This window comes from Streptomyces sp. F001 (assembly GCF_004187715.1).
Taxonomy (GTDB): domain Bacteria; phylum Actinomycetota; class Actinomycetes; order Streptomycetales; family Streptomycetaceae; genus Streptomyces; species Streptomyces flavusporus.
Map to the genome: position 1 here is coordinate 19,802 of NZ_QZWF01000023.1, position 24,104 is coordinate 43,905.

General features: G+C 70.5%; 19 protein-coding genes. 15 read left to right on the forward strand and 4 right to left on the reverse strand.

All coding sequences use genetic code 11. The features are described from left to right. Positions 1-236 precede the first annotated feature (236 nt). From StrepF001_RS37920 to StrepF001_RS37940, 5 genes are all read left to right on the forward strand, one after another. A complete protein-coding gene (locus tag StrepF001_RS37920) occupies positions 237-1,577 on the forward strand; it encodes an FAD-binding protein (RefSeq protein WP_129802713.1) in 1,341 nt (446 codons plus the stop codon). A gap of 48 nt (positions 1,578-1,625) precedes the next feature. Beyond that, positions 1,626-3,191, forward strand: coding sequence for an aldehyde dehydrogenase (locus StrepF001_RS37925; RefSeq protein WP_129802714.1), 1,566 nt, complete (start codon positions 1,626-1,628; stop codon positions 3,189-3,191). 38 nt (positions 3,192-3,229) lie between these two features. Continuing rightward, positions 3,230-4,363: an acyl-CoA dehydrogenase family protein gene (locus StrepF001_RS37930; RefSeq protein ID WP_129802715.1), complete on the forward strand. Its 1,134-nt coding sequence runs from the start codon at positions 3,230-3,232 to the stop codon at positions 4,361-4,363. 17 nt (positions 4,364-4,380) lie between these two features. Further along, positions 4,381-6,330, forward strand: coding sequence for an FAD-dependent oxidoreductase (locus StrepF001_RS37935; protein ID WP_129802716.1), 1,950 nt, complete (start codon positions 4,381-4,383; stop codon positions 6,328-6,330). Positions 6,331-6,405: 75 nt separating this feature from the next. After that, complete coding sequence (locus StrepF001_RS37940) at positions 6,406-7,938, forward strand: GMC family oxidoreductase N-terminal domain-containing protein (protein WP_165396492.1); 1,533 nt, start codon at positions 6,406-6,408, stop codon at positions 7,936-7,938. A gap of 72 nt (positions 7,939-8,010) precedes the next feature. Here the strand turns inward: StrepF001_RS37940 and StrepF001_RS37945 are convergent, their stop codons facing one another. The 4 genes from StrepF001_RS37945 to icmF all read right to left on the reverse strand — a co-directional run bounded on the left by StrepF001_RS37945 (position 8,011) and on the right by icmF (position 14,605). Further along, positions 8,011-8,706, reverse strand: coding sequence for an alpha/beta fold hydrolase (locus StrepF001_RS37945; RefSeq protein WP_129802718.1), 696 nt, complete (start codon positions 8,704-8,706; stop codon positions 8,011-8,013). A 67-nt stretch (positions 8,707-8,773) separates the two neighbouring features. Continuing rightward, positions 8,774-10,438, reverse strand: coding sequence for an AMP-binding protein (locus StrepF001_RS37950; RefSeq protein ID WP_129802719.1), 1,665 nt, complete (start codon positions 10,436-10,438; stop codon positions 8,774-8,776). 10 nt (positions 10,439-10,448) lie between these two features. Continuing rightward, complete coding sequence (locus StrepF001_RS37955; protein ID WP_129802720.1) at positions 10,449-11,312, reverse strand: 3-hydroxybutyryl-CoA dehydrogenase; 864 nt, start codon at positions 11,310-11,312, stop codon at positions 10,449-10,451. Positions 11,313-11,353: 41 nt separating this feature from the next. Beyond that, a complete protein-coding gene (gene icmF, locus StrepF001_RS37960) occupies positions 11,354-14,605 on the reverse strand; it encodes a fused isobutyryl-CoA mutase/GTPase IcmF (protein WP_129802721.1) in 3,252 nt (1,083 codons plus the stop codon). A 184-nt stretch (positions 14,606-14,789) separates the two neighbouring features. Between icmF and StrepF001_RS37965 the strand changes: the two genes are divergently transcribed. The 10 genes from StrepF001_RS37965 to StrepF001_RS38010 all read left to right on the forward strand — a co-directional run bounded on the left by StrepF001_RS37965 (position 14,790) and on the right by StrepF001_RS38010 (position 24,087). Next, entirely contained in the window at positions 14,790-15,875 is a 1,086-nt protein-coding gene (locus StrepF001_RS37965) for an alcohol dehydrogenase catalytic domain-containing protein (protein ID WP_129802722.1), read from the forward strand. Between the two features lie 82 nt (positions 15,876-15,957). Then, positions 15,958-16,746: an enoyl-CoA hydratase/isomerase family protein gene (locus tag StrepF001_RS37970; protein ID WP_129802723.1), complete on the forward strand. Its 789-nt coding sequence runs from the start codon at positions 15,958-15,960 to the stop codon at positions 16,744-16,746. A gap of 5 nt (positions 16,747-16,751) precedes the next feature. Beyond that, positions 16,752-17,132 carry an OB-fold domain-containing protein gene (locus StrepF001_RS37975; RefSeq protein WP_129802724.1) on the forward strand — a complete coding sequence of 127 codons (381 nt, stop codon included), beginning with the start codon at positions 16,752-16,754 and terminating at the stop codon, positions 17,130-17,132. Next, positions 17,129-18,274, forward strand: coding sequence for a thiolase family protein (locus StrepF001_RS37980; protein ID WP_129802725.1), 1,146 nt, complete (start codon positions 17,129-17,131; stop codon positions 18,272-18,274). The genes StrepF001_RS37975 and StrepF001_RS37980 overlap by 4 nt, the downstream gene beginning before the upstream one ends. 30 nt (positions 18,275-18,304) lie before the next feature. Next, complete coding sequence (locus tag StrepF001_RS37985) at positions 18,305-19,507, forward strand: acyl-CoA dehydrogenase family protein (RefSeq protein WP_129802726.1); 1,203 nt, start codon at positions 18,305-18,307, stop codon at positions 19,505-19,507. Next, the gene (locus tag StrepF001_RS37990; RefSeq protein ID WP_129802727.1) at positions 19,504-20,478 is read left to right on the forward strand and encodes a phosphotransferase family protein; all 975 of its coding nucleotides are present in this window, start codon (positions 19,504-19,506) and stop codon (positions 20,476-20,478) included. Before StrepF001_RS37985 ends, StrepF001_RS37990 begins: the two co-directional genes overlap by 4 nt. 33 nt (positions 20,479-20,511) lie before the next feature. Further along, positions 20,512-21,741, forward strand: a complete 1,230-nt coding sequence (locus StrepF001_RS37995; RefSeq protein ID WP_129802728.1) for an acyl-CoA dehydrogenase family protein — start codon at positions 20,512-20,514, stop codon at positions 21,739-21,741. Continuing rightward, positions 21,738-22,514 carry an SDR family oxidoreductase gene (locus tag StrepF001_RS38000; protein WP_129802729.1) on the forward strand — a complete coding sequence of 259 codons (777 nt, stop codon included), beginning with the start codon at positions 21,738-21,740 and terminating at the stop codon, positions 22,512-22,514. The genes StrepF001_RS37995 and StrepF001_RS38000 overlap by 4 nt, the downstream gene beginning before the upstream one ends. Beyond that, positions 22,511-23,296, forward strand: a complete 786-nt coding sequence (locus tag StrepF001_RS38005) for an SDR family oxidoreductase (RefSeq protein ID WP_129802730.1) — start codon at positions 22,511-22,513, stop codon at positions 23,294-23,296. Before StrepF001_RS38000 ends, StrepF001_RS38005 begins: the two co-directional genes overlap by 4 nt. After that, on the forward strand, positions 23,293-24,087 hold the full coding sequence (locus StrepF001_RS38010) for an enoyl-CoA hydratase-related protein (RefSeq protein ID WP_240797845.1): 795 nt from the start codon (positions 23,293-23,295) through the stop codon (positions 24,085-24,087). Before StrepF001_RS38005 ends, StrepF001_RS38010 begins: the two co-directional genes overlap by 4 nt. Positions 24,088-24,104: the final 17 nt, after the last annotated feature.

Here is a 24,104-nt window from a genome sequence, read left to right on the forward strand (position 1 = left end):
ACACGGTGTCACGCGATCCTCAATCTGAAACCAAACTGAACTTGTGTCAATTATCTGGATCGCTCCAGACCTCTTGCCTCAGGGGAATCTGGGCGTTAAGCCTATTGATCGGAGTCGGAGCGTTGATCCGTGCGACTCCTTGCGCTTTGAATCGGATTCGGTTTAGCTGGCTGGCTGTCAGGCGGAATCCGGCGCATCGCGCCGGGGAGCCGATCCCTTCGCAGGAGGAGAGTCGCGTGCAAGCGGGAGACGTCGATCTGCTGGTCATCGGCGCGGGCATGGCAGGGCTGACCGCCGGCGCCCGTGCGGTCAGGAAGGGCTTGTCCGTCACGATCGTCGAAGTCGGTGCGGACGTCGGCGGCTCCGCGCGCTTCGCCGGCTACGTGTGGACGGCGCCGGACCACGACGTCATGGACCGCCACAATCCGCGCGGAGATGTCGCCCTCAAGCGCGCGCTGGTGGACCGGTTCGATGACGGCATCGCCTGGATCCGCTCCCTCGGGGTGGAGGCCAAGGACGCGCAGCCCATCCTCAGCTTCGGCCGCGGGCACCAGTTCGACACCAACCACTATGTCGACACCTGCCGTCGGGTGATCCTCGAGCACGGCGGCGAGCTACTGCTCGAGACCGAAACCGAACGACTGCTGCTCGAGGACGGTGCCGTGGCCGGAGCGGACCTGCGGGCGGCCGACGGCACGCGCAGGCAGGCGCGCGCCCGGGCCACGCTCCTGGCGACCGGCGGGTTCCAGGGCGACCACGCCCTGCGCACCGCTCATGTGCACCCCCGCGCCGACCGTATGGAGCTCCGGTCCAACCCCCACAGCCGGGGCGGAGGTTACCGTCTGGCCACCCAGGCCGGCGCCGCCACCGGGTACGAGGACGCGGGCTTCTACGGCCACCTCATCCCCAGCGGCATCCCCTTCGCCGATCCCGCTGACTTCGTCGACATGTCGCTGTACTACAGCGAGCACGCGCTGCTGTTCAATCTGCAGGGCGAGCGGTTCACCGACGAGACGCAGGGCGACCACCTCACCACCATGGCCCTGCTGGAGCAGGCCGAGAGCCGCGGTCTCCTCGTCGCCGATGCCCGGGTGTTCCGCGACTGGGTCGTCGGCTCGTACGTCGAAGGGGCTGTCGCCGTCGACAAGTTCGGGCTCGCGAGCAAGAGAGGCGGCCGCGTCGGATTCGCCGAGGACCTCGACGAACTGGCGTACCTCCCCGAGGAATGGGGGTATCGCGGCGAGGTCGTCCGTGACGCCGTCAGGCAGTTCAACGAGCACGCCTCGGCGGGGCTTGAGCCCAAGCCCGGCCGGGATCTGGACCGTCTCCCGCTGGATGAACCGCCGTACTACGTGATCGAGACGGTCCCGGCCATCACCTTCCCGTTCCACGGTGTGCGCATCGACGACCGCGCCCGCGTGCTGGGCGAGGACGGTCGGCCGCTGCGCGGACTCCTCGCGGCCGGGTCGGACACCGGCGGCCTGTGGCACCGCGCCTACGCGGGCGGCATCGCCTCGGCCCTCGTCTTCGGGCTGACCGCCGCGGACACCGCCGCGCGACCGGCCCAGCGCACGTGACCCGCACCTCGTTCACGCCGGCTCCGGGAGCCGGCCAGGGAGGGAATCATGGCACTCACTGACCCCATCGACCACAAGGCCTTCTTCATCAACGGGGCATGGCGGACGGCCGACAGTACGGACCACTTCGACATCATCTCCCCGAGGTCCGAGCAGCGCATCGGACGGGTGCCGGCCGCCTCGAAGGAGGACATCGACTCCGCGGTCGCCGCGGCCCGGCACGCGTTCGACGCAGGGGAGTGGCCCCGCCTCACCCCGTCGGAGCGAGCCGACTACGTCTCACGTCTGGCGGACGGGATCGAACGCCGACGGGCCGAACTCGCCGAACTGATCACCGAGGAGCTCGGCTGCACCCTGTTCCTGTCGCAGGTCTACCAGACGGTGTCGCCCGTCATGAGCTTCAACTACGCCGCCGAGATCGGCCGGAGCCTGCGGACCGCCGAGGTGCGGGTCAGCGATCTCTCCTCACTCGCGGGCAAGTCGGCGGGCGGAAGCATCATCCCCATGGCCGGGTCCAGCCTGGTCGTGAAGGAACCCGTCGGCGTGGTCGCCGCCTTCCCGGCCTACAACTTCGCGCTTCCGGCGATCGGACAGAAGGTCGGACCGGTGCTGATCGCGGGTTGCACCGTCGTCGTCAAGGTCACCGAACCCAACCCCCTTGCCACGTTCGTGGTTGGCGAGATCTGCGAGGAGATCGGTCTCCCGCCCGGTGTCCTCAACATCGTCGCGGCCAGGGCCCCGGAGTCCGAGTACCTCGTGCGCCACCCCGGTGTGGACATGGTCAGCTTCACCGGCTCCGTCGAGGTGGGCGCCAGGATCGCGGCGGCCTGCGGAGAGCTCATCCGGCCGTGCGTGCTGGAGCTGGGCGGCAAGTCCGCGGCCATCGTTCTGGAGGACGCGAAGACGGAGGACGTCCTTCCCGCCCTCATCGGCGCCAGCGTCGGCACCAACTCGGGCCAGAGCTGCGTCGCCCAGACCCGGCTGCTGGTTCCGGAGTCCCAGTACCGCGCCTACGCCGAGGCCCTGGCCGACGGATTCGCCTCCCTCAAGATCGGTGACCCCATGGAGGCCGACACGGCGGTCGGTCCGCTGATCACCGCGCGTCAGCGCGCCAGGACCGAGTACTACGTCGACACGGCGCGCAAGGAGGGCGCGACGATCGCCGCGGGCGGCCGCCGTCCACCGACGATGGACCGCGGGTGGTACTACGAGCCGACCCTCGTCACCGACGCCCACAACGACATGAAGGTGGCGCGCGAGGAGATCTTCGGACCCGTCGCCGCGCTCATCCCGCACCGCGGCGAGGACGACGCCATCCGCATCGCGAACGACAGCGAACTGGGCCTTGCGGGCTCGGTGTTCACAGCGGACACAGCTCATGGCTTCGAGGTGGCCCGGCGCGTGCGCACGGGCACCTTCTCGGTGAACACCTTCGCCGCCGATCTGGGCTCGCCGTTCGGCGGGTTCAAGAAGTCGGGGCTCGGCCGTGAGCACGGACCGGACGCCGTACAGGAGTTCCTGCTGACGAAGACCATCTCGATCGACCCGGGCCTCGAGCTTCCGGAGTCGGTCACCAAGGGCGTTCCGCACGGCACCGGACCCGGGACGCGCTGAACCCTCTTCTTGCTCGTACCAGCACGATGGAGACCCCCATGCACCGTCGCCACCCCGAGATCGACCCCCAGCTGCTGTCGGAAACCGACGAGCAGCGCGAACTGCGTACTGTCCTGCGGGACTTCTTCACGGAGACGAGTGGCCCCGAGGACGTCCGCAAGCACCTGGCCACCCCGCGCGGATACGACGAGGCGCTGTGGTCGCGGCTCGCACGTGAGATCGGTGTGCACGGGCTGGCGATCCCCGAGGAGTACGGCGGCTCGGGCTACACCTTCGCCGAACTCGCCGTCGCCATGGAGGAGTCGGGGCGCACGCTCTACTGCGCCCCGCTCCTGCCCACGGTGGTCCTTGCCGCACACGCCCTGCTGCACTGCGAGGACCGGCAGGCCTGCGAGCGCTATCTGCCGCGGATCGCGGACGGCACGCTCACCGCGACCGTGGCCGGTTTCCACGACGACGGGAGCCGCGTCAGTGCGGAGCGTGAAGCCGCGGGCTGGGTGCTGCGCGGCGCGGAGGACTTCGTGCTCGACGGGTCCGACGCCGATCTGATCGTGGTACGGGCCCACACACCCGACGGCGTACGGCTGTTTAGCTGCGAGCCGGACGACGGGACCTGTCTGCGCACACCCCACCGGGTCCTGGACGAGACCCGCCGCCAGGCGCGGGTGGAGTTCCGTGGCGCCCTCGCCACACCCGTGGGGGAGGCGGACCCGCTGGCGGCGACCCTCGACGCGGGACGCGCCGCACTCGCCGCCGAGCAGGTCGGGGGAAGCGGGCACGCGCTGGACGCCACGGTCGAATTCGTCGCCCAGCGCTATCAGTTCGGGCGTCCCATCGGCTCCTTCCAGGCCGTCAAGCACCGGCTGGCCGATGTGCTGGTCGCGCTGGAGGCGGCACGCTCGGCCTCCTCGTACGCCACCGCCTGCCTGGCCGTGGCGTCGCCGCAGCTCGCGGTCGCCGCGAGCGCCGCCGCCGTGGTCTGCTCCGAGGCCTTCCGCCTGGCGACGGCGGAATACGTCCAACTGCACGGCGGCATCGGCTTCACCTGGGAGCACCCGGCACATCTGTACGTGCGCCGGGCACGCAGCAGCGAGGTGCTGTTCGGGACCGCGGACCGCCACCGCGCCCGACTTGCCGGACTCATCGGTGTCGCCGGCCCGTCCGCCGCCTGAGTACGCAGGGAGAGCCCATGACGCACCACCCCGACCTCGCCGCGCCGTTCACCCTCGGCGGTCTCACCCTTCGCAACCGCCTCGTCGCCACAGCCCATGCCATGGCAGCCGTCGCCGACGGCGCCCCCACCGAGTCCGACGCGGCCTACTGGCATCGCCTGGCCCGGGGCGGGGCCGCCATGGTGATCACCGGGGGTACCGCAGTGGCCCCCGAGTCGACGCTGCCGCAGCGCTATCTGACCGAAGCATGGCGCCCCGAGATCGAGGACGCCGTCCGCCGCCGCGCCGAGGCCATCACCGAGGGGGGCGCCGTGGCCATCGCGCAGCTCGTCCACCTCGGCCGGGAGACCCTCGGAGCCGGCACCTACTACGCACCGGTCTCCGCCGCGGCCGTCCGCTCGCCCCGCGAGGCGACCGCACCCCACCCGCTGAGCGCCGAGGACGTACGAGGCGTCGTCGACGCCTTCCGTATATCGGCGGCGAACAGCGTGCAGGCCGGCTTCCACGGCGTCGAGCTGCACGCGGGCCACGGCTATCTGCTCGCGCAGTTCCTCTCCCGCGTCAACAACACCCGGGACGACGAGTACGGCGACCGCATCGCCCTCCTCTCCCAGGTGATCGACGCGATCCGCACCGAGATCGGTGAACTCCCCATCGGCGTAAGGGTGTCGGTGGAGCCGGACGTCGGGGGCGTCGACTCCGGACTCGGCCTCGACGATCTCGTCGAGCTGCTGCCGCGCCTGTACGACGTCTCACCCTTCACGTACGCCAATGTCACCGCCGGCGTCCGCAACACCTACGTCCCCAGCATGGCCACCACTCGCCCGCCGCTCCTCGCGTCCGTGGCCCGGCTGCGCGCGGCGGTCGACGTGCCGCTACTGATCAGCCAGGGGTTCCGGTCGGCCGCCGACATTGGGCAGGCGTTGGAATCCGGTGCCGATCTCGTCGGCATGGCGCGTCCGTTCATCGCCGACCCCGACGTCGCCCGCAAGATCGTCGCCGGTCAGGAACGCGCCATCCGCCCCTGCACCGGCTGCAACGAGGGCTGCCGGACCTTCGAACCCACCGGCTCCTGCTCCGTCAACCCCGAGCTCGGCCCCCCGGGCGCGGCCGCCCGCCCTGCCGTTCCCCTGCTGCTCACCCGGCCGGGATCACGTACAGGTCCCGTCGCCGTTCTGGGCGCGGGCCCCGCGGGCATGGAGTGCGCGATGGAGCTCGCCCGGACCGGGGCCGAGGTGACCGTCTTCGACACGGCTCCGCGAGTCGGCGGCCAGGCCCACCTCGCGGCACTCGCCCCGCACCGCTCCGGCTGGCAGAAACTCGTCGACTTCCAGCGCGACCAGCTCGCCGACCTCGGCGTACGCGTCCAGTTGGGCACCGCAGCGACCCCCGCCGAACTGGCGCAGTACTCCGAGATCGTGCTCGCGACCGGCGCCGAGGAGGAGGTCGTCCCGGTCCCGGGCGAGCTTCCGACGGTCACCAGCACGGACTTCCTCCACCGGTACGCCGACGTCGTACCGGCCGCGTCCAGGGTCGCCGTCCTCGACGACGGATTCGGCTGGTGGCAGGGCATCAGCGCCGTCGAGAGCGCGCTGGCGGCCGGCGCGCGCGAAGTCACCGTGATCACCCCCGGAACCGACTTCGCGACGGGACTGTCGCCGGAGAACCGCACCCAGCTGATGAACCGGCTCACCGGTGCGCCCCTGCGGATCGTTCCCATGACGACCGTCACGGCCACCACCGCCGGTGAACTGCGCCTGCGCAACGTCCTGGACGGCCGGGAGACCAGCCTTGCCGCCGACCTCCTCGTCACCGTCGGCGAACGCCGCTCGCGCCGCCCGGACCACGCCCCCGCCGACGGCCAGACCGTCCGCGCGGTCGGCGACTGCGTCGTACCGCGCCGCATCGCCCACGCCGTCGCCGAGGGACGCGCGGCGGCGGAGGCGGTCGCGGCCCGGCCGCTGTGAACGGCCCTTTATGGCACCACCCCCTGCAACAACCCGTGACCGATGTCTCGAACGTCTCGGAGAAGAGAGGTTGCAATGTCACGTCGCATCGTGGTCTGTGGCGGAGGCTCCGCCGGAGGCGTCCTGGCCGCCCGGCTGAGCGAGGACCCGTCGAACTTCGTCACGCTGATCGAGGCAGGCCCCGACTACCGGCCCCCGGAGGAGACCGCCCCGGAGGTCCTCGACGCCGACCAGATCGGCTTCACCACGCACGACTGGGGCTACTCCTCGACCGACGAGGTCGTGGCGGCCGACGGCAGCCCGACGTTCGGCATCGTGGAGCAGGGCGTCGTCCCCGTCCTGCGAGGCAAGGTCATCGGCGGCTCCTCGTCCGTCAACGGCGCCAACGCCCTGCGCCCCACCCCCGAGGACCTAGCCCGCTGGACGGCCCTCGGCAACGACCGCTGGTCCTGGGACCAGGTCCTGCCCTACCTGAAGAAGCTGGAGGACGACCCGGTCGGCGGCGAACTGCACGGCACCGGCGGCCCCGTCCACATCCAGCGCTTCACCGAAGGCGAGGGCCTGCGCCCGGTCATGTCCGCGTTCCTGGACGCCTGCGCGCAGGCCGGACACCCCATTCACCAGGACATGAACGGTTCCCAGCGCCTCGGCGCGGGCCCCCTGCCCCTCAACCGCGCCGACGGCGTCCGCCAGAGCTCGGCCATCGCCTACCTCGCCCCGGCCCGCGACCGCGACAACCTCACCGTCATCGGCGGACAGACCGTCGACCGCGTCGAGTTCGCCGAGGACGGAACGACGGCCCGCGCGGTGCTCCTCGCCGACGGCACACGCCTCGAAGCCGACCTGGTCGTCCTCTGCGCCGGCTCCATCGGCAGCCCGTCGATCCTCATGCGCTCCGGCATCGGCCCGCGGAAGGTCCTCGACGAGTTGGACATCCCCGTCGTCCAGGCCCTCGAAGGCGTCGGCAAGAACCTGCGCGACCACCCGATGGTGTACCTGACGTACGAGGTCGACGCCGACGCGGTCGGCGAACTCACCCCGCCCCTGCAGACCGTCCTCACCTTCTCCGCGGGTGGCCCCGAGGGCGCGGGCGACGTGGATCTGCACGCCGTGGTCCTCACCATGGAACCCGGCCGACTCCTCGTCCCACTCGTCATCTACCGCCCATACTCCCTCGGCGGCATGGAGATCGTCTCCCGCGACCCGGAGGCCGCGCCGCGCATCCGCCTCGGCCTGTTCGACCACCCTGACGATCTGCGCCGTATGGTCGCCGGCATCCGCCACATGCGGACGATCATGGAGTCGGCGCCGCTGCAGAAGTACATCAAGGCCGAGATCTGGCCGGGCCCCGATGTCACCACCGACGCCGACGTCGTACGTGCCATCCGCGAGGGCAAGAACACCTGCTGCCACGCAGTCGGAACCTGTGCCATGGGAGGCGAGGGCACCGCGACGGCCGTCGTCGACCAGACCGGCAAGGTGCACGGCGTCGAGGGCCTCTACGTCGTCGACGCCTCGATCATGCCGGACATCCCGGCCGTCCCGACCAACACGACGACCATGATGCTGGCCGAGCGCTGCGCGGACGAACTGCGCAGTGACACCTGACGTGTGGTGGGCCTGACGTGCGGTGAGGCCTGAGGGCCGGTCTCAGAGGGCTGCCTGAGACCGGCCCGGCGTTCATCCGTAAAGGGTGTTGAGGACGGCGGCCAGCTTCTCGGGCGCGCTGATCATGGGCATGTGGCCGGTGTCGAGATCGACGACCTCGGGCCGCAGCAGCCCGATGGACCGCTGCTGGAGCGCCTCCACGTAGCACTGGTCCCGCGTGAGATGCACGTACGTCCGTGGGATCCGGCGCCGGTAGCCGCTCAGGTCCACGGGCTCGCTCAGCAGGGCGGCCGCGTCGTCGGTCAGCCGGTCCAGGGTGGAGGCGGCCGTCGCTTCGTCCATGTCGTGGCACAGCATGGCGGCGGCGCCTTCGCGGGTCTGGCGGTAGACACCGCCGGCGATCGACTGTTCCACCCGGGTCCGCACGCCGGGGGCGATCTGGTCGATCACCCGCGTACCGTCCATCGGGACCACGGCCGACACGAGGACGACATGGCGGATTCGGTCGGGTACGAGATCCAGGACGCGCGGGACCGTGACTCCCGCGAAGGAGTGGCCGACCAGCACCACGTCCCGCAGATCCTTCGCCTCGATGTCCTCCCGGACCGCGTCGGCGCAGTCCGCGAGCGTGACCGTACTCAGGTCGACTTCAGCCCGGGTCCCGCGCCCCGGAAGGTCGACTGCCAGCGCTTGCGCGCGCAGGTGGGGGATCAGCTCGTCCCAGCAGTCCGCGCCTGCGCCTGCGCCGTGGATCAGAACGTACGGCATGGCTGACCTCCTTGTTGGGTTGCCGCGCGCCCGATGACAGCCGGAGGCACTGTTCCGGGAGGGCGTTTCACCGCTCGTGGACGGCTCGAACCGTCACCCCGGGAACGGCGGTGTCCCGGTCGCGCAGCCAGTCCCGCAGCGCGAACTTCTTGATCTTCCCGCTGGGTGTGCGCGGCAGGGCGTCGACCAAGAAGAGGCTCTCCGGGAACTTCCGGGTCGCCACCTCGCGCGTGGTGAGGTGCTCGCTGACCTGTGAAAGCGTCAGGTCGTTCCCCGGCCGGGTCACCACGAACGCGCACCCCCGCTCGCCTGTCAGGGGGTCGGGTCCGGCCACGACGGCGACTTCGGCGACAGCGGGAAGCCCACTGAGCAGGTTCTCCACCTCGTGGGCGCTGATCTTCTCCCCGGAGCGGTTGATGATGTCCTTGATCCGCCCCTCGATCCGCAGCGCCCCGTGTCCGTCGAACCGGGCCAGGTCACCACTGCGGAACCAGCCGTCCGCCGTGAACGCGGCCTCGTTGAGCCGGCCGTCCAGATAGCCGAGGCAGGTGTCGGGACCGCGCCACAGCACCTCCCCGACGACGCCCGGCCCCGCAGGCCGGCCCGCGTCGTCCGCGACCATCACCTCGGTGGGGGCCAGCGGCACACCGTCCGTACGGATACGGACCCCGGCCGGCTCCCAGCGATTCGCCGCCGTCACCGAAGGGCCTTCTGTCGCCCCGTACATCCGGGTCACCACGCCGAGCCGTTCCGTGGCGCGGCGGGCGAGTTCGTCGGGGATGTCCGCGCCGCCGCAGACGATGTACCGGATCGTCGGGGTCGTCACGCCCGCGGCCTCGGCGGCGCCGAGGAGTTCCGTCAGGAACGGCGTCGAGAAGATCATGAAGCTGACTCGGTCCGCGGCGATCTGCTGCAGCGCCTGCTTCGGGTCCCACCGGTCGTGCAGGACGACAGGAGCGCCGACCACGAACGGCAGGATCAGCGCGCAGTTGACCCCCGTGACGTGAGTGACCGGCGACGGATTGAAGATCACGTCGCGTTCATTGAGCCCGAACTGCTCGATCACGGAGAAGTTCTCGAACACGAGCGTGTTGTGGCTGTGCAGCGCGCCCTTGGGGGCGGCTGTCGTTCCCGAGGTGTAGAGCAGCAGGCACACCTGGTCGGGATCGGGCTCGGGCAGGGCGCGCACCGTGGCGGCCGGATCGGGACCGGCCGCGCCCAGGAACTCCTCCCAGGAGGTGGCCCCCTTGCTTCCGCCACCGCCGACCACCACCACGTCCCGCACCTCAGGCAGTTCCGCGTGCAGACTCTCGTACAGCTCCGGGTAGTCGAAGCCCCGGTAGTCACCAGGGATGAACGCGATCTTCGACCGGGCCTGGCCGAGGATGAAGCGCAGCTCGTGCCCGCGGTAGATGGGGACGATCGGGTTGGCGACGGCGCCCACCTTCATCACGGCCTGGAACAGCACAACTGCCTCGGCGCAGTTGGGTAGTTGGAACGAGACGACGTCGTCCCGCCCGATGCCGCGCGTGTGCAGCGCCGCCGCCAGTGCCGTCGCTTCCCGCTCGATGTCGGCGAACGTGAGGCGGCGTTCACCGTCGACCACGGCGAGCGCGTCCGGCCAAGCGGCGGCGGCCCGCTTCAGGTACCGGCCGAGCGGACGGTCCCGCCAGGCCCCACTGGCCCGGTACTGCGCGGCCACATCAGGCGCGGGCGGACGAGTAGGCCACATGTCTGCCTCCTCAGGCGTCGTACGCGTAGAACCCGCGCCCGCTCTTGCGTCCCAAATGTCCTGCGGCGACCATCCGTTGGAGCAGCGGGGGAGCGGCGTACAGCGGCTCCTTGAACTCCTCGTACATCGACTCGGCGACGGCCTGCGCCGTGTCCAGGCCGATCAGGTCGAGGAGGCGCAGCGGGCCCATCGGATGGGCGCAGCCCAGCTCCATACCCCGGTCGACGTCCTCGGGGCGGGCCGCGCCGGACTCGACCATGCGGACCGCCGCGAGCAGATAGGGCACCAACAGCGCGTTGACCACGAAGCCCGAGCGGTCGGGCGCCTGGATGACCTCCTTGCCGAGCTGCTCGGTGGCGAACGAGCGGGCACGGTCCAGGGCGTCGGCGCTGGTGGTGAGCGCGGGAATGACCTCGATCAGCTTCTGTACCGGTACGGGGTTGAAGAAGTGCAGGCCCACGACCCGGGAGGCGCGGCCGGTGGCAACGGCGAGGTCGACGACGGGGATCGAGGAGGTGTTGGTGGCGAGGACGACGTCCGGGTCGGTGAGGACCTTGTCCAGCTGACGGAAGACCTCGAGCTTCACCTCCCGTCTCTCGGCGACGGCCTCGATGACGAACTGCCGGTCGGCCAGCTTCCCCAGATCGTGGGTGAAGGAGAGCCGGGCCAGGGCCCGGTCGCGGTCGGCCCCGGTGAGCTTGCCGCGCAGCACGCCGCGGTCCAGGGACGCGGCGACGCGGTCGCGACCTGCGGCGGCCAGCTCGGGGGTCGACTCGGCGACGATGACGTCGAGACCGCGCAGTGCGGCGACCTCGGCGATGCCGGAGCCCATGAGGCCGCAACCGATGACGCCGAAGCGCGAGATGTCAGGCATGAAAGTCCTTTTCGGGTAAGGAGACTGAAGGGGGTGACTGGTCAGACGTTGCGCCGGTACGCGCCGCCCACCTCGAAGAACGCCTCGGTGATCTGCTGCAGCGAGCAGACCCGCGCGGCATCCATCAGCACGGCGAAGACGTTCTCCCCGCTGGTCGCGGCGCGCTTGAGGTCGGTGAGGGCGACGCGGGCCACGTCCTCGTGGCGGGCCTGGAAGTCGAGGACGCGTTCCAGCTGGGACTGCTTCTCCTGCTCGGTGGCGCGGGCGAGTTCGACGACCGGCGCGTTCTGCTCGTGCTCTGCGCGTGCGTTGCGGAAGGTGTTGATGCCGATGATCGGCAGCGTTCCGTCGTGCTTGCGCTGCTCGTACAGCATCGACTCGTCCTGGATACGGCCTCGCTGGTATCCCGTCTCCATGGCCCCGAGCACACCGCCGCGCTCGCTGATCCGCTCGAACTCCGTCAGCACCGCCTCCTCCAGCAGGTCGGTGAGCTCATCGATGATGTACGAGCCCTGCAGCGGGTTCTCGTTCATCGCCAGGCCCCACTCGCGGTTGATGATCAGCTGGATGGCGAGCGCCCGGCGCACGGACTCCTCGGTGGGAGTCGTCACGGCCTCGTCGTAGGCGTTGGTGTGCAGGCTGTTGCAGTTGTCGTAGAGGGCGATGAGGGCCTGCAGCGTGGTGCGGATGTCGTTGAAGTCCATCTCCTGGGCGTGCAGCGAGCGGCCCGAGGTCTGCACGTGGTATTTCAGCTTCTGGCTCCGCTCGTTCGCCCCGTAGCGGTCGCGCATGGCCACCGCCCAGATGCGGCGGGCCACCCTGCCGAGCACCGAGTACTCCGGGTCCATGCCGTTGGAGAAGAAGAACGACAGGTTCGGCGCGAAGTCGTCGATGTGCATGCCACGTGCGAGATACGACTCGACATACGTGAATCCGTTGGCGAGCGTGAACGCGAGCTGGCTGATCGGGTTGGCCCCGGCCTCGGCGATGTGGTAGCCGGAGATGGAGACCGAGTAGAAGTTGCGGACGTCCTGCTCGATGAACCACTCCTGGATGTCACCCATCATCCGCAGGCTGAACTCGGTGGAGAACAGGCAGGTGTTCTGCCCCTGGTCCTCCTTGAGGATGTCGGCCTGCACGGTGCCGCGCACGCTGCGCAGCACCTGGGACCGGATCTCCCCCGCCTGCTCGGGGCCTGGCGCGTGGCCGTGCTCGGCGGCGTACGCGTCGAGCCGCTGGTCGACCGCGGTGTTGAGGAAGAACGCGAGGATCGTCGGCGCCGGGCCGTTGATCGTCATCGAGACCGAGGTGGTCGGCGCGACCAGGTCGAACCCGTTGAACAGCGCTTTCATGTCCTCCAGTGTCGCCACCGAGACGCCCGAGGTGCCGACCTTGCCATAGATGTCGGGGCGCGGGTCCGGGTCGCGGCCGTACAGAGTGACGGAGTCGAAGGCCGTGGAGAGCCGGGTCGCCTCGCTGCCCTCGGACAGCAGTGTGAAGCGGCGGTTGGTACGGAACGGATCGCCTTCCCCTGCGAACATCCGCGTCGGCTCCTCGCCCTCCCGCTTGAAGGGGAACACCCCGGCCGTGAACGGGAACGAGCCCGGCAGGTGCTCCTCCCGCAGGAACCGCAACAGCTCCCCGTGGTCGGCGTACCGCGGCAGCGCCACCCGGGGAACCCGGCTGCCCGACAGCGACTCGCGCACCAGGCGGGTCCGGGATTCCCGGCCGCCCACGGTGACCACCAATTCGTCGTCGGCGTAGGTCTGCACGGTCCGGGGCCACTGCTCCAGCACGCGCCGGGATTCCTCGTCGAGCAGCCCCTGTGCCTCCACGAGCAGCCGGTCCACCGCGCCGGTGTCGGCTCGGGCATCCGCCAGTTCGTCGCGGACCGCGGTCAACCGCTGCACCCGCCGGGCGGCTTCGGCCTGGTCGAGGGTGTGCGCATGGTACGTACGCACCGTCTCGGCGATCTCGGCCAGATAGCGGGCCCGGGACGGGGGCACGATCTGCGCCGCTCCGCTGGAGTGGCGTACCGACACCTCGGGCAGGGCGCCGGGACGGACCGGCAGGCCGTGCGCGCCGAGCAGGTCGCGCAGATGCTGGTAGAGCGCGGTGACGCCGTCGTCGTGGAAGGTCGCGGCGCTGGTTCCGAACACCGGCATCTCTTCTGGGCCGGAGCCGAACGCCTCCCGGTTGCGGACGAGCTGGCGCCCGACATCGCGCAGGGCGTCCTGGGCGCCGCGCCGCTCGAACTTGTTGATGGCGACCACGTCCGCGAAGTCCAGCATGTCGATCTTCTCGAGCTGGGACGCCGCACCGAACTCGGGGGTCATGACGTACAGGGACACGTCCGCGTACGGCACGATTGCCGCGTCCCCCTGGCCGATGCCGGGTGTCTCGACGATGACCAGGTCGTAGCCGGCCGCCTTGCATGCGGTGATCGACTCGCTGAGTCCCCCGGGGAGTTCACCGCTACCACGGGTGGCCAGTGAACGGAAGAAGATCCTGTCACCGTCCAGGGAGTTCATACGGATGCGGTCGCCGAGCAGGGCACCGCCGCCGCGCCGGCGGGTCGGGTCCACGGCCAGCACCGCCACGCGCAGCGTGTCCCGCTGATCGGTACGGAGCCTGCGGACGAGCTCGTCGGTGAGTGAGGACTTCCCCGAACCGCCCGTGCCGGTGATGCCGAGCACCGGCACCTGGCGCGCGGCGGCTGCCTTCTCCAGGGCGCGCAGGTCGGCGGCGGGTACCGTTCCGGCCGCAGCTCCGGACAACAGCCGTGCCAGCGCGGGGCGTTCACCGGCCAGCACCTGGTCTGTCCCGGCGGGTTCCTCCTCCCACGGAGCGGTGTCGCACGCCGCGATCATCTCCTGGATCATGCCGACCAGGCCGAGCTGCTGCCCGTCCACCGGCGAGAAGATCCGCACTCCGGCGCGCGCGAGTCGTTCGATCTCCTGCGGCACGATCACTCCGCCGCCCCCGCCGAAGACCCGTACATGTCCGGCGCCGCGCTCCCGCAGCAACTCCACCAGGTACTCGAAGTACTCGACGTGGCCGCCCTGGTAGGAGCTGACGGCCACTCCCTGGACGTCCTCCTCCAGCGCGGCGTCCACGACCTCGCTCACGGAGCGGTTGTGCCCGAGGTGGATCACCTCCGCGCCCTGGGCCTGCAGGATGCGCCGCATGATGTTGATCGACGCGTCATGGCCGTCGAAGAGACTCGAGGCGGTCACGAAGCGGACAGGATGCTGAGCGCGGTACGACCGCGCCGACGCGTCGCCGGCGGACATGTGTACTCCAGACTGCCCCTGCCCGAAACGGCGGGGCGGACACGGGTCGGACACGGGTCGGGGCCTGTATGAACCTCTCCATACTGAACCGAACTAGGTGCAGGTCTCAAGGATTATATTGAAGTAACTTCAGTTCGATGTAAGTCTCGGGGTGTTGGAGCAGGACCGACACGGAGGAGGAACGATGCTGGCCGCCAGGCTGTACGGAGTGAAGGACCTGCGGATCGAGGACATGCCCGAACCCGAGCCGGGGCCGGGTGAGGTGAAGATCCGTGTGGCGTACGCGGGAATCTGCGGCACCGATGTGCACGAGTACTTCGAGGCGCCGCGCTGCACGCGCGAGCCCAACCCGCTGACCGGCGCCACCCTGCCGCAGACCCTGGGGCACGAGTTCGCCGGCGCCGTGGTGGCCTGCGGGGAAGGGGTGGAGCGGGTCATGCCCGGCGCCCGGGTCTGTGTGCGGCCGATCCGCACTTGCGGGGTGTGCCCGCGGTGCACGTCCGGGTTGTCCCATCTGTGTACGGCGTTGGCGGCGATCGGGGTGACCGCGCCCGGGGGCGGCCTCGCCCAGTATGTGGTCGTGCCGGGCGATTCCGTGCATCTCCTGCCCGAGGGCGTCTCGCTGGAACAGGGAGCCCTGGTCGAACCCATGGCAGTGGCCCTGAACGCCGTCGAGCGGGCCCGAGTGCGTGCCGGCGGCAGCGCCCTGGTGACGGGTGCGGGCGCCGTCGGCATGGGTGCGCTGTTCGCGCTCAAGGCGCACGGCGTCCACGACGTGCTCATGGTGGAGCCCTCGCCGCTGCGTCGTGCGGCGGCGGAGCGTCATGGCGCCCGTGTACTGGACCCCGGTGCGGTCGACGTGGCCGAGGAGGTCATGCGCCACACCCGGGGCCGGGGTGTGGGCGCCGCCGTCGAGTGCGCGGGCCGGCCCGAGGCGCTGGATGCCGCGATCCGTTCGGTCGCCGCCCAGGCGCCGGTCGTGATGGTGGCCCTGTACTCGGGGCCGGTCACCGTCGACGCCTCCGTCCTGCGCCTGGCCGAACTCTCGCTGCTGGGCGCCGAGGCGTATCCCGACGGCGTCTTCGAGAGGGTCATCGCGCACATGGCCGCCGGGTACTGCCCGACGGGTGGCTGGCTCGACCACATCCCGCTCCACGACACCGTCTCCGGGCTCCATGACGTCCGCGACGGGCGACGGCTCAAGGTCCTCGTCGACCTCCCGGCGAACGGCGGCGGTCGACCGGGTGCGGTGCCGGGACCCAGCTGCTGAACCAATCTCGATGAGGGGCTTGACAGTGGATCATCGACTCACCAGACTCATATTGAATTCAGTTCAGTTCGAAGGAGTGGAGATGGCAGTGGAAGACGAGATCCAGTTCGAGCGTGACGGCCATGTCGCCCGGGTCTGGCTCAACCGCCCGTGGAAGAAGAACTGCGTCACGGTGCCGATCCTGGACCGGCTCGACGAGATCATCACCGAGGTCGACGAGGACCCCGAGCTGCGCGTTCTGGTGTTCCGCGGTCGCGGTGGCACGTTCTGCTCGGGCTTCGACCTGGACAGTCTGAAGGCGGACTTTGTCGGCAAGTCGAACGCCATCGACGTCGCGGTCAAGTCCGCGAAGGTGTGCGACCGCCTCTACTCGATGAAGACCCCCTCGGTCGCGGTCCTGGAGGGCCATGTCACCGCGGGCGGCTTCGAGATCATGATCTCCTGCGACTTCGCCATCGCCGCGGACGACGCCAAGATCGGCGACTTCCACATCCGCCGTGCGCTGTTCGGCGGGGCCGGCCCGATCTACCGCGTGCCGCGCATGATCGGCATCCGCAAGACCAAGGAGCTGATGCTCACGGGCAAGCTCCTTTCCGGTGTCGAGGCCGCCGAGTTCGGCCTGATCAACAAGTCCTCCCCGGCCGACAAGCTGGACGAGACGGTCCAGGACTTCATCGGCGACCTCATCGACAAGAGCCCCTTCACCATGTGGCTCACCAAGATGACGATCGACCGCAGCCTGGACGCCGACACCCAGTCGCTGATGGTGATGGAGCACCTCGCCGTGGGTGTCGCGCTCAACTCCGAGGACGCCAACGAGGGGGTCTCGGCGTTCCTGGAGAAGCGCGAGCCCAAGTGGCAGGGGCGCTGATCCGGATGGCCACGCATCCGCGGAGTCCGGCCACCGGGCTGAAGGGCTCACGCTGCTCCGGCTGCTTGGTGGCCGTCTACCCCGCGGACGACGCGTGCCCGCGCTGCGGAGGGCCGGCCGATCCGGCTGCCCTGTCCGGCGCGGGCACCTTGTGGACGTGGACGGTGCAGCGGTATGCCCCCAAGTCGCCGCCGTACCAGGCCCCGCCCGGGGGCTTCGAGCCGTTCGCGGTCGGCTACGTCGAGCTGAAGGAAGGCGTACGGGTGGCCGCCGTACTCGACGTCGACGACCTCGACGCGGTCCGCATCGGCATGCCTCTCATGGTGACCGCGGGACGCGGCGTCCCGCGGGCCAGGCCCGCAACCCTCGGAGAGGAGGGCTCATGAGCACCGATGTCCTGATCTGCGGTGCCGGGCGCACCTCGTTCGGCCGGTCGGAGGCGAGTGGCAGGCAGCTTGCCGTCAGCGCGGTGAATGCCGCGCTGGCGGACGCCGGGATCGAGTGGTCGCGGGTGCGGGCCGCTTTCGGCGGCAGCGACAGCGCAGGGCTCGCCGACACCCTGGTGTCCCAACTGGGTCTGACCGGAGTGCCGTTCGTCAACGTCAAGAACGGCTGCGCCACCGGCGGCAGCGCACTGATCAGTGCCGTCAATGCCATCCGCTCCGGTATGGCGGACGTCGTCCTCGCCGTCGGCTTCGACAAGCACCCGCGCGGCGCCTTCGACCCACGGCCCGAGGACTGGGGCCTGGGCGAGGAGTACGGCACTGACGGGCTGATGGTGACCACGCAGTTCTTCGGCATGAAGATCCAGCGCTATATGCACGACCACGGGATCACCCCGCGGACCCTTGCGCTGGTCGCCGAGAAGGCGTACCGCAACGGTGCCGTGACCCCCGATGCATGGCGCCGCACACCGGTCTCGGCCGCGGAGATCCTGGATTCGGGCATGGTCAGCGACCCGCTGACCCGCTACATGTTCTGCTCCCCCGGGGCGGGCGCGGCCGCGCTGGTGCTCTGCTCGCCCGAGGTCGCCCGCACCCTGGACGGCCCGGCGGTCACCCTGCGCTCGGCGGCCGTACGCACCCGGCGCTTCGGCTCGTTCGAGGTGTTCAGCCCCTGGATCCCCGGAGGGGAGCTGACCAGCGTCAGCCGCGACGCCTCGGCCGCGGCCTTCGAGGAGGCGGGGATCGGCCCGGGCGATGTCGACGTGTGCCAGCTGCAGGACACCGAGAGCGGCGCCGAGGTGATGCACATGGCGGAGTGCGGGTTCTGCGAGGACGGCGAGCAGGAGCGGCTGATCGCCTCAGGCGCGACGGAGATCGGCGGCGCGCTGCCGGTCAACACCGACGGCGGCTGCATTGCCAACGGCGAACCCATCGGCGCCTCGGGACTGCGCCAGGTCTACGAAGTCGTGCAGCAGCTGCGCGGCAGAGCCGGCGAACGGCAGGTCCCCGGCAAGCCCAGGGTCGGCTTCACCCATGTGTACGGCGCCCCCGGCGTGAGCGCCTGCACCGTGCTGACCTGCTGAACATCCCACTGAATGGAGGTGGAAGAAGAGATGAGCGGTATCCCGGAACCGGAGGAGTTCCGCGCCCAGGCCCGGCAGTGGCTGGCCACGGTCGCCCGGCCGCGCGCCGCCGACGGGGAGTGGGGCAGCGGCTCCGACTCCGTCGCCGTGTTCGAGAACTGGACCGAGGAGCAGGAGCGTGAGCACACCGTCGGCATCCAGGAGTGGGAGCGCATCCGGTACGACCAGAGGTGGGGGGCACTCAACTGGTCGGCGGCGTACGGGGGGCGCGGCCTTCCCGCCTACTACGAGCAGCTCTACCGCACCGAAGAGGCGGCCTTCGAGGTGCCCCATCGGACCGAGATCTTCCCGGTGACCCAGCAGCTCGTCGCCCCCGCGATCGGCATCTGGGGCACCGAGGAGCAGAAGGAGCGCTGGCTGCGCCCCATGCTGCGCACCGACGAGCTGGCCTGCCAGCTGTTCTCCGAGACCGAGGCCGGCTCCGACCTCGCCGCAGTGCGGACCAAGGCGGTGCGCGACGGCGATCACTGGGTGCTGGACGGCCACAAGGTGTGGACCTCCGGCGCGCGGGTCGCCACCTGGGGCGTCGCGGTGTGCCGCACCGACCCTGACGTACGCAAGCACGCCGGCATCACCGTCTTCCTGGTGCGCATGGACGCGCCGGGCGTGACCGTACGGCCCATCCAGCAGATGACCGGCGGTACCAGTTTCAATGAGGTCTACCTCGACGGGGTCGTCGTACCGGACACCGACCGGCTCGGACCGGTCGGCGAGGGCTGGCGGGTCACGCTCAGCGTGCTGGCCGCCGAGCGGCTGGACTCCGGCAACCTCGGCCTGGACAACGCCGACCGGGCACTGGACCTGGCCAGGAACCTGCCCTGCCCGCTCACCGGCGGCGAACAGCAACAGGCCGCGGACCTCCACATCCGGACCCTCGTGCAGCGGCTCATCGGACTGCGGGTGACCGCCGCCCTCGTCGCCGGCCGCGAACCGGGCGCGGAGGCCTCGGTGGGCAAGCTGTACGCCACCGAGACCATGCGGCGCACCAGCGACCTGGTGTCCGAGCTGCTCGGCCCGCGCCTCGTCGCGGACACGGGGGAGTGGGGCACGTACGCCTGGACGGAGCATCTGCTCGGCGCCCCCGGCTACAGCATCGCGGGCGGCACCGACGAGATCCAGCACAACATCCTCGCCGAGCGCGTGCTCGGCCTGCCCAGGGAGCCGGTCCGATGAGCACGGCCACCGACGTGGCGGAGCTTGCCGCACGGGTCCACGACCGGCTCGCCGCACGTCATCCGTCGGCGTCCATCGGGGAGTTGAAAACCCTGCCGGGCGGCCACTCGGGCCTGACCTACTCGGTGACAGCCGGCGACGCGCGCTACGTCATCAAGGCGGTGCCTCCGGGGCAGCGCCCCATCGGACGCAACAACGTGCTGCGTCAGGCGCGCGTGCTGGGCGCGCTCGCCGGATCGACGGTCCCGGTGCCGGGCGTTGCCGCCGTCGACGAGACACAACCCGCCTGGTTCGCCATGGAGTTCGCCGACGGCGAGGCCGTCGAACCCGTACTCGACGAGCCCCGCGTACCACCCGCGACCGCGAAGGCGCGGATGCTGAGGATCGCCTCAGTGCTGCGGCGTCTGCACGAGACCGATCTGCGCACGCCCGGACTCGACGCGCCCGAACCGCTCGACGCGGCCGGAGAGCTGGAGCGATGGAGCCGCACCATGCGTGCCGTTCCGGACGAACTACGGCCTGGTAGCGAGGAGCTGCTCCGGCGCCTTGCCGAAGATGTGCCCGGTGACCTTCCACCGGTGCTGCTCCACGGCGACTTCCGGCTCGGCAATGTGCTGTGCGTCGGCGGGCGCGCTGTCGCTGTCGTCGACTGGGAGATCTGGAGCGTCGGCGACCCGCGCATCGACCTCGGCTGGTTCCTGCTCTTCGCCGACCACCGCAACTTCCCGCAGCTGGGCCGCGCCGTGCCCGGCCTGCCCACCGAGGACGAACTGCTCGACACCTATCTCGACGGCCGGGCCGCGCTGCCCGCCATGGACTGGTTCCGGGCACTGGGCCGCATGAAGATGGCCGCGATCATGGGCCACAACCTGCGTCGGCACCGCGAGGGCAAGCACCACGACCCGGACCAGGAACGACTGCCGCCCACCATCGCCGCGATGATCCGCACGGCGCGCGACATCCTCGGCTGAACCGGACCGATCACCCAAGCCACAGGAGCAATCGTGGATTTCGGATACTCCCCCCGGGCGAGTGAACTCCAGGACCGTATGCGGTCGTTCATGGAGCAGCACGTCTACCCGGCGGAAGCCGTCTACGACCGGCAGCTCGCCGAGGCCGACGACCCGCACGCGCTGCCGCCGGTGATGGCCGAACTGAAGGAGAAGGCGCGCGCCGAGGGGCTGTGGAACCTCTTCATGGCGCACGGCGACTGGGGTGCGGGGCTCACCAACCTCGAGTACGCGCCGCTCGCCGAACTCATGGGCCGCTCCATCATCGGCAACGAGGTGTTCAACTGCTCGGCGCCCGACACCGGCAACATGGAGCTCCTCGCGCTGTACGGCACGCCCGAGCAGCAGGAACGCTGGCTGCGGCCCCTCCTCGAGGCCGAGATCCGCTCCTGCTTCGCGATGACCGAACCCGAGGTCGCCAGCTCCGACGCGCGCAACATCCGCACCCGCATCACCCGCGACGGCGACCACTACGTGGTCAACGGCCGCAAGTGGTACACCTCCGGGATCCTCGACCCCGACTGCAAGCTGATCATCCTGATGGGCAAGACCGACCCGGACGCGCCCACCTACCGGCAGCAGAGCATGCTGCTCATCCCCCGTGACGCCCTCGGCGTCACGGTCGTGCGCGACCTGCCGATGTTCGGCTACACCGACCGGTGCGGGCACGGCGAGGTGCTGTTCGAGAACGTCCGCGTCCCCGTGGAGAACATCCTCGTCGGCGAGGGGGAGGGCTTTGCGCTCGCCCAGGGGAGGCTCGGCCCGGGACGTATGCACTACGCGATGCGCGCCGTGGGCTTCGCCGAGCGTGCCCTGCAGTTGATGTGCGAACGCGCCGCCGAACGCGTCGCGTTCGGCGGGCCGCTCGCCGACCGGGGCGTGGTGCGCGAGTGGATCGCCCGCAGCCGCATCGAGATCGAGCAACTGCGGCTCCTCGTCCTCAAGTCGGCCTGGCTGATGGACACCGTCGGCAACGCCGCCGCCCGGATGGAGGTCGCCGCCATCAAGGTCGCCGCGCTGGAGGTCGCCCACAAGGTCGTCGACCGAGCAGTGCAGGCGCACGGCGCGGCGGGCGTCAGCGACGACACGGTACTGGCCCGGCTGTTCGCCATCACGCGTGCGCTGCGCATCGCCGACGGCCCCGACGAGGTGCATCTGCGCACCGTGGCCCGCCACGAACTCGCCCAGTACAAGAAGACCGACACGAAGGCAGGGGCAGCGTGAGCGCCGACACCCTCGACGGCAAGGTGGCCGTCATCACCGGAGGATCCCGCGGCATCGGCCTCGGTATCGCCACCGCCTACCGGGCCGCAGGTGCACACGTGGTGATCGCGGCCCGTAAGGCGGCCGGACTCGCCGAGGCACGTGAGGAGTTGCTGCGTGTCAAGGGCGACGGCGACATCCACACCGTGGTGGCCAACGCCGGTGAGCCCGACCAGGCCGAGGCGTGCGTCGACGAGACCATGACCCGCTTCGGCCGGGTCGACATCCTCGTCAACAACGCGGCGACCAACCCGTACAACGGCGATCTGCTGGACCTCGATCTGCCGCGTGCGGAGAAGACCGTACGGGTCAACCAGTACGGGATGATCGCCTGGACCCGCTGTGCATGGCGCGCCTGGATGGCCGAGCACGGGGGAGCGGTGATCAACATCGCCTCCGTCGGCGGGCTGATCGTCGACCCGCACATCGGCTACTACAACGCCACCAAGGCCGCCATGCTCCATATGACCCGGCAGCTCGCGTACGAACTCGGGCCGAAGGCACGGGTCAACGCCATCGCCCCCGGGCTGATCAAGACGGAGCTGGCGCGCGCCGTGTGGGAGGTCCGCGAGCCCATCCTCACCGCCAAGCTGCCGATGCGGCGCCTCGGCACCGTGGAGGACGTGGCGAACGCGGCCCTGTTCCTCGCCTCCGAGGCCTCCTCGTGGATGACCGGCCAGACCCTGGTGCTCGACGGCGGTGCGACCGCCCTGCCGATCGGGGTGGACGAGTGAGCACGCCGCGCCCCGCCGCCGAACTGTTCTCCCTCCAGGGCAGGACCGCGATCGTCACCGGCGCCTCCTCGGGCATCGGCGCACGGTTCGCTGCCGTTCTCGCCCAGGCCGGCGCCACCGTGTTCGCCGCCGCGCGCCGCATCGACCGGCTCAAGGAACTCGCCGACTCCGACGCCCGCATCCACCCGGTCGCCTGCGACGTCTCCCGGGAAGCCGACCGTACGAGGCTGGCGGAGACGGCGCTGACCACCACCGGCCGCATCGACGTCCTGGTCAACAATGCGGCCACCTCCGGTGAGACCCGCGCCGAGGACGAGTCCCCGGACGCCTTCGCGGACGTGCTCGGCGTGAACCTCATCGCGCCCTTCCACCTCGCCCGGCTGACCGCCGAGGCACCCGCCCCCGCCGACGGATCTGCCGCAGGCCGGAGCATCATCAACGTCTCCTCCATCCTCGGCCTGGTCTCCGCCGCTCCCCTCGGCGGCGCGAGTTACTCCGCGTCCAAGGCCGGACTGATCGGTCTCACCAGGGAGCTGGCCGGTCAGTGGGGCAGCGACGACGTGCGTGTCAACGCACTCGCCCCGGGCTGGTTCCGCACCGAGATGACCGCGGACCTCTTCGGCGACGAGCGCTCCAGCCGCTGGGTCGAGCGCAACACCCTGCTGCGCCGTGGCGGCCACGGGCACGAACTCGACGGCGCACTGCTGTTCCTCGCCTCGGACGCGTCCTCGTACTGCACCGGGCAGGTCCTGACCGTCGACGGTGGATGGACCGCGCGATGAGGGTGGGCATCGACATCCAGGACGACGGGCTCGCCCGCGTCACCCTGCGCCGCGGCGAGGCGGGCAACGCCATCGGCCTGGAGACGGCGCGCGGACTCCTTGACGCGGCACGGGCCTGTGAGCGCGAGGGCGCCAGGGCGGTGCTGCTCACCGGCGAGGGGAAGTCCTTCTGTGTCGGCGGCGACCTCAGGGAATTCTCCCTGCTCTCGGGCGCCGCGCTGGAGAAGCACCTCATCGCGGTCACCGACGCCCTGCACGAGGCTCTGCGCACCTTCGTCGCGATCGACGCGCCGATGGTGGCCGCCGTCCAGGGAGCGGTCGCCGGGGCCGGCATCGGGCTGGCCGCGGCCGCCGATGTGACCCTCGCGGCCGACAATGCCTCGTTCACCGCCGCGTACACCGGCATCGGCTACTCGCCGGACGCTGGAGTGAGCTGGTTCCTGCCCCGTCTCATCGGGCCCAAGCGCGCGCTGGATCTGCTGCTGACCAACTGCCGGATTCCCGCGGCGGAGGCCGCGGCGATCGGGCTGGTGAGCCGGGTCGTCGCCGACGAGCAGCTGGCCGCCGAGGCCGCGCGCACGGCCGAGGCCCTGCGCCGCGGACCCACCGCCGCCTTCGGCGCCACCTGCCGGCTCGTCGCCGCCGGTCTCACCTCGGAGCTCGCCTCGCACCTGGACCGTGAGGCCCGTTCGCTCGCCGCCGCGGCCGCCTCCGACGCGGGCCGTGAGGGCGTTGCCGCCTTCCTCGGCAAGCGGGCGCCCGACTTCACCCGCGTTTCCCCCAGGACCTGATCCCCACCCGAAACCCC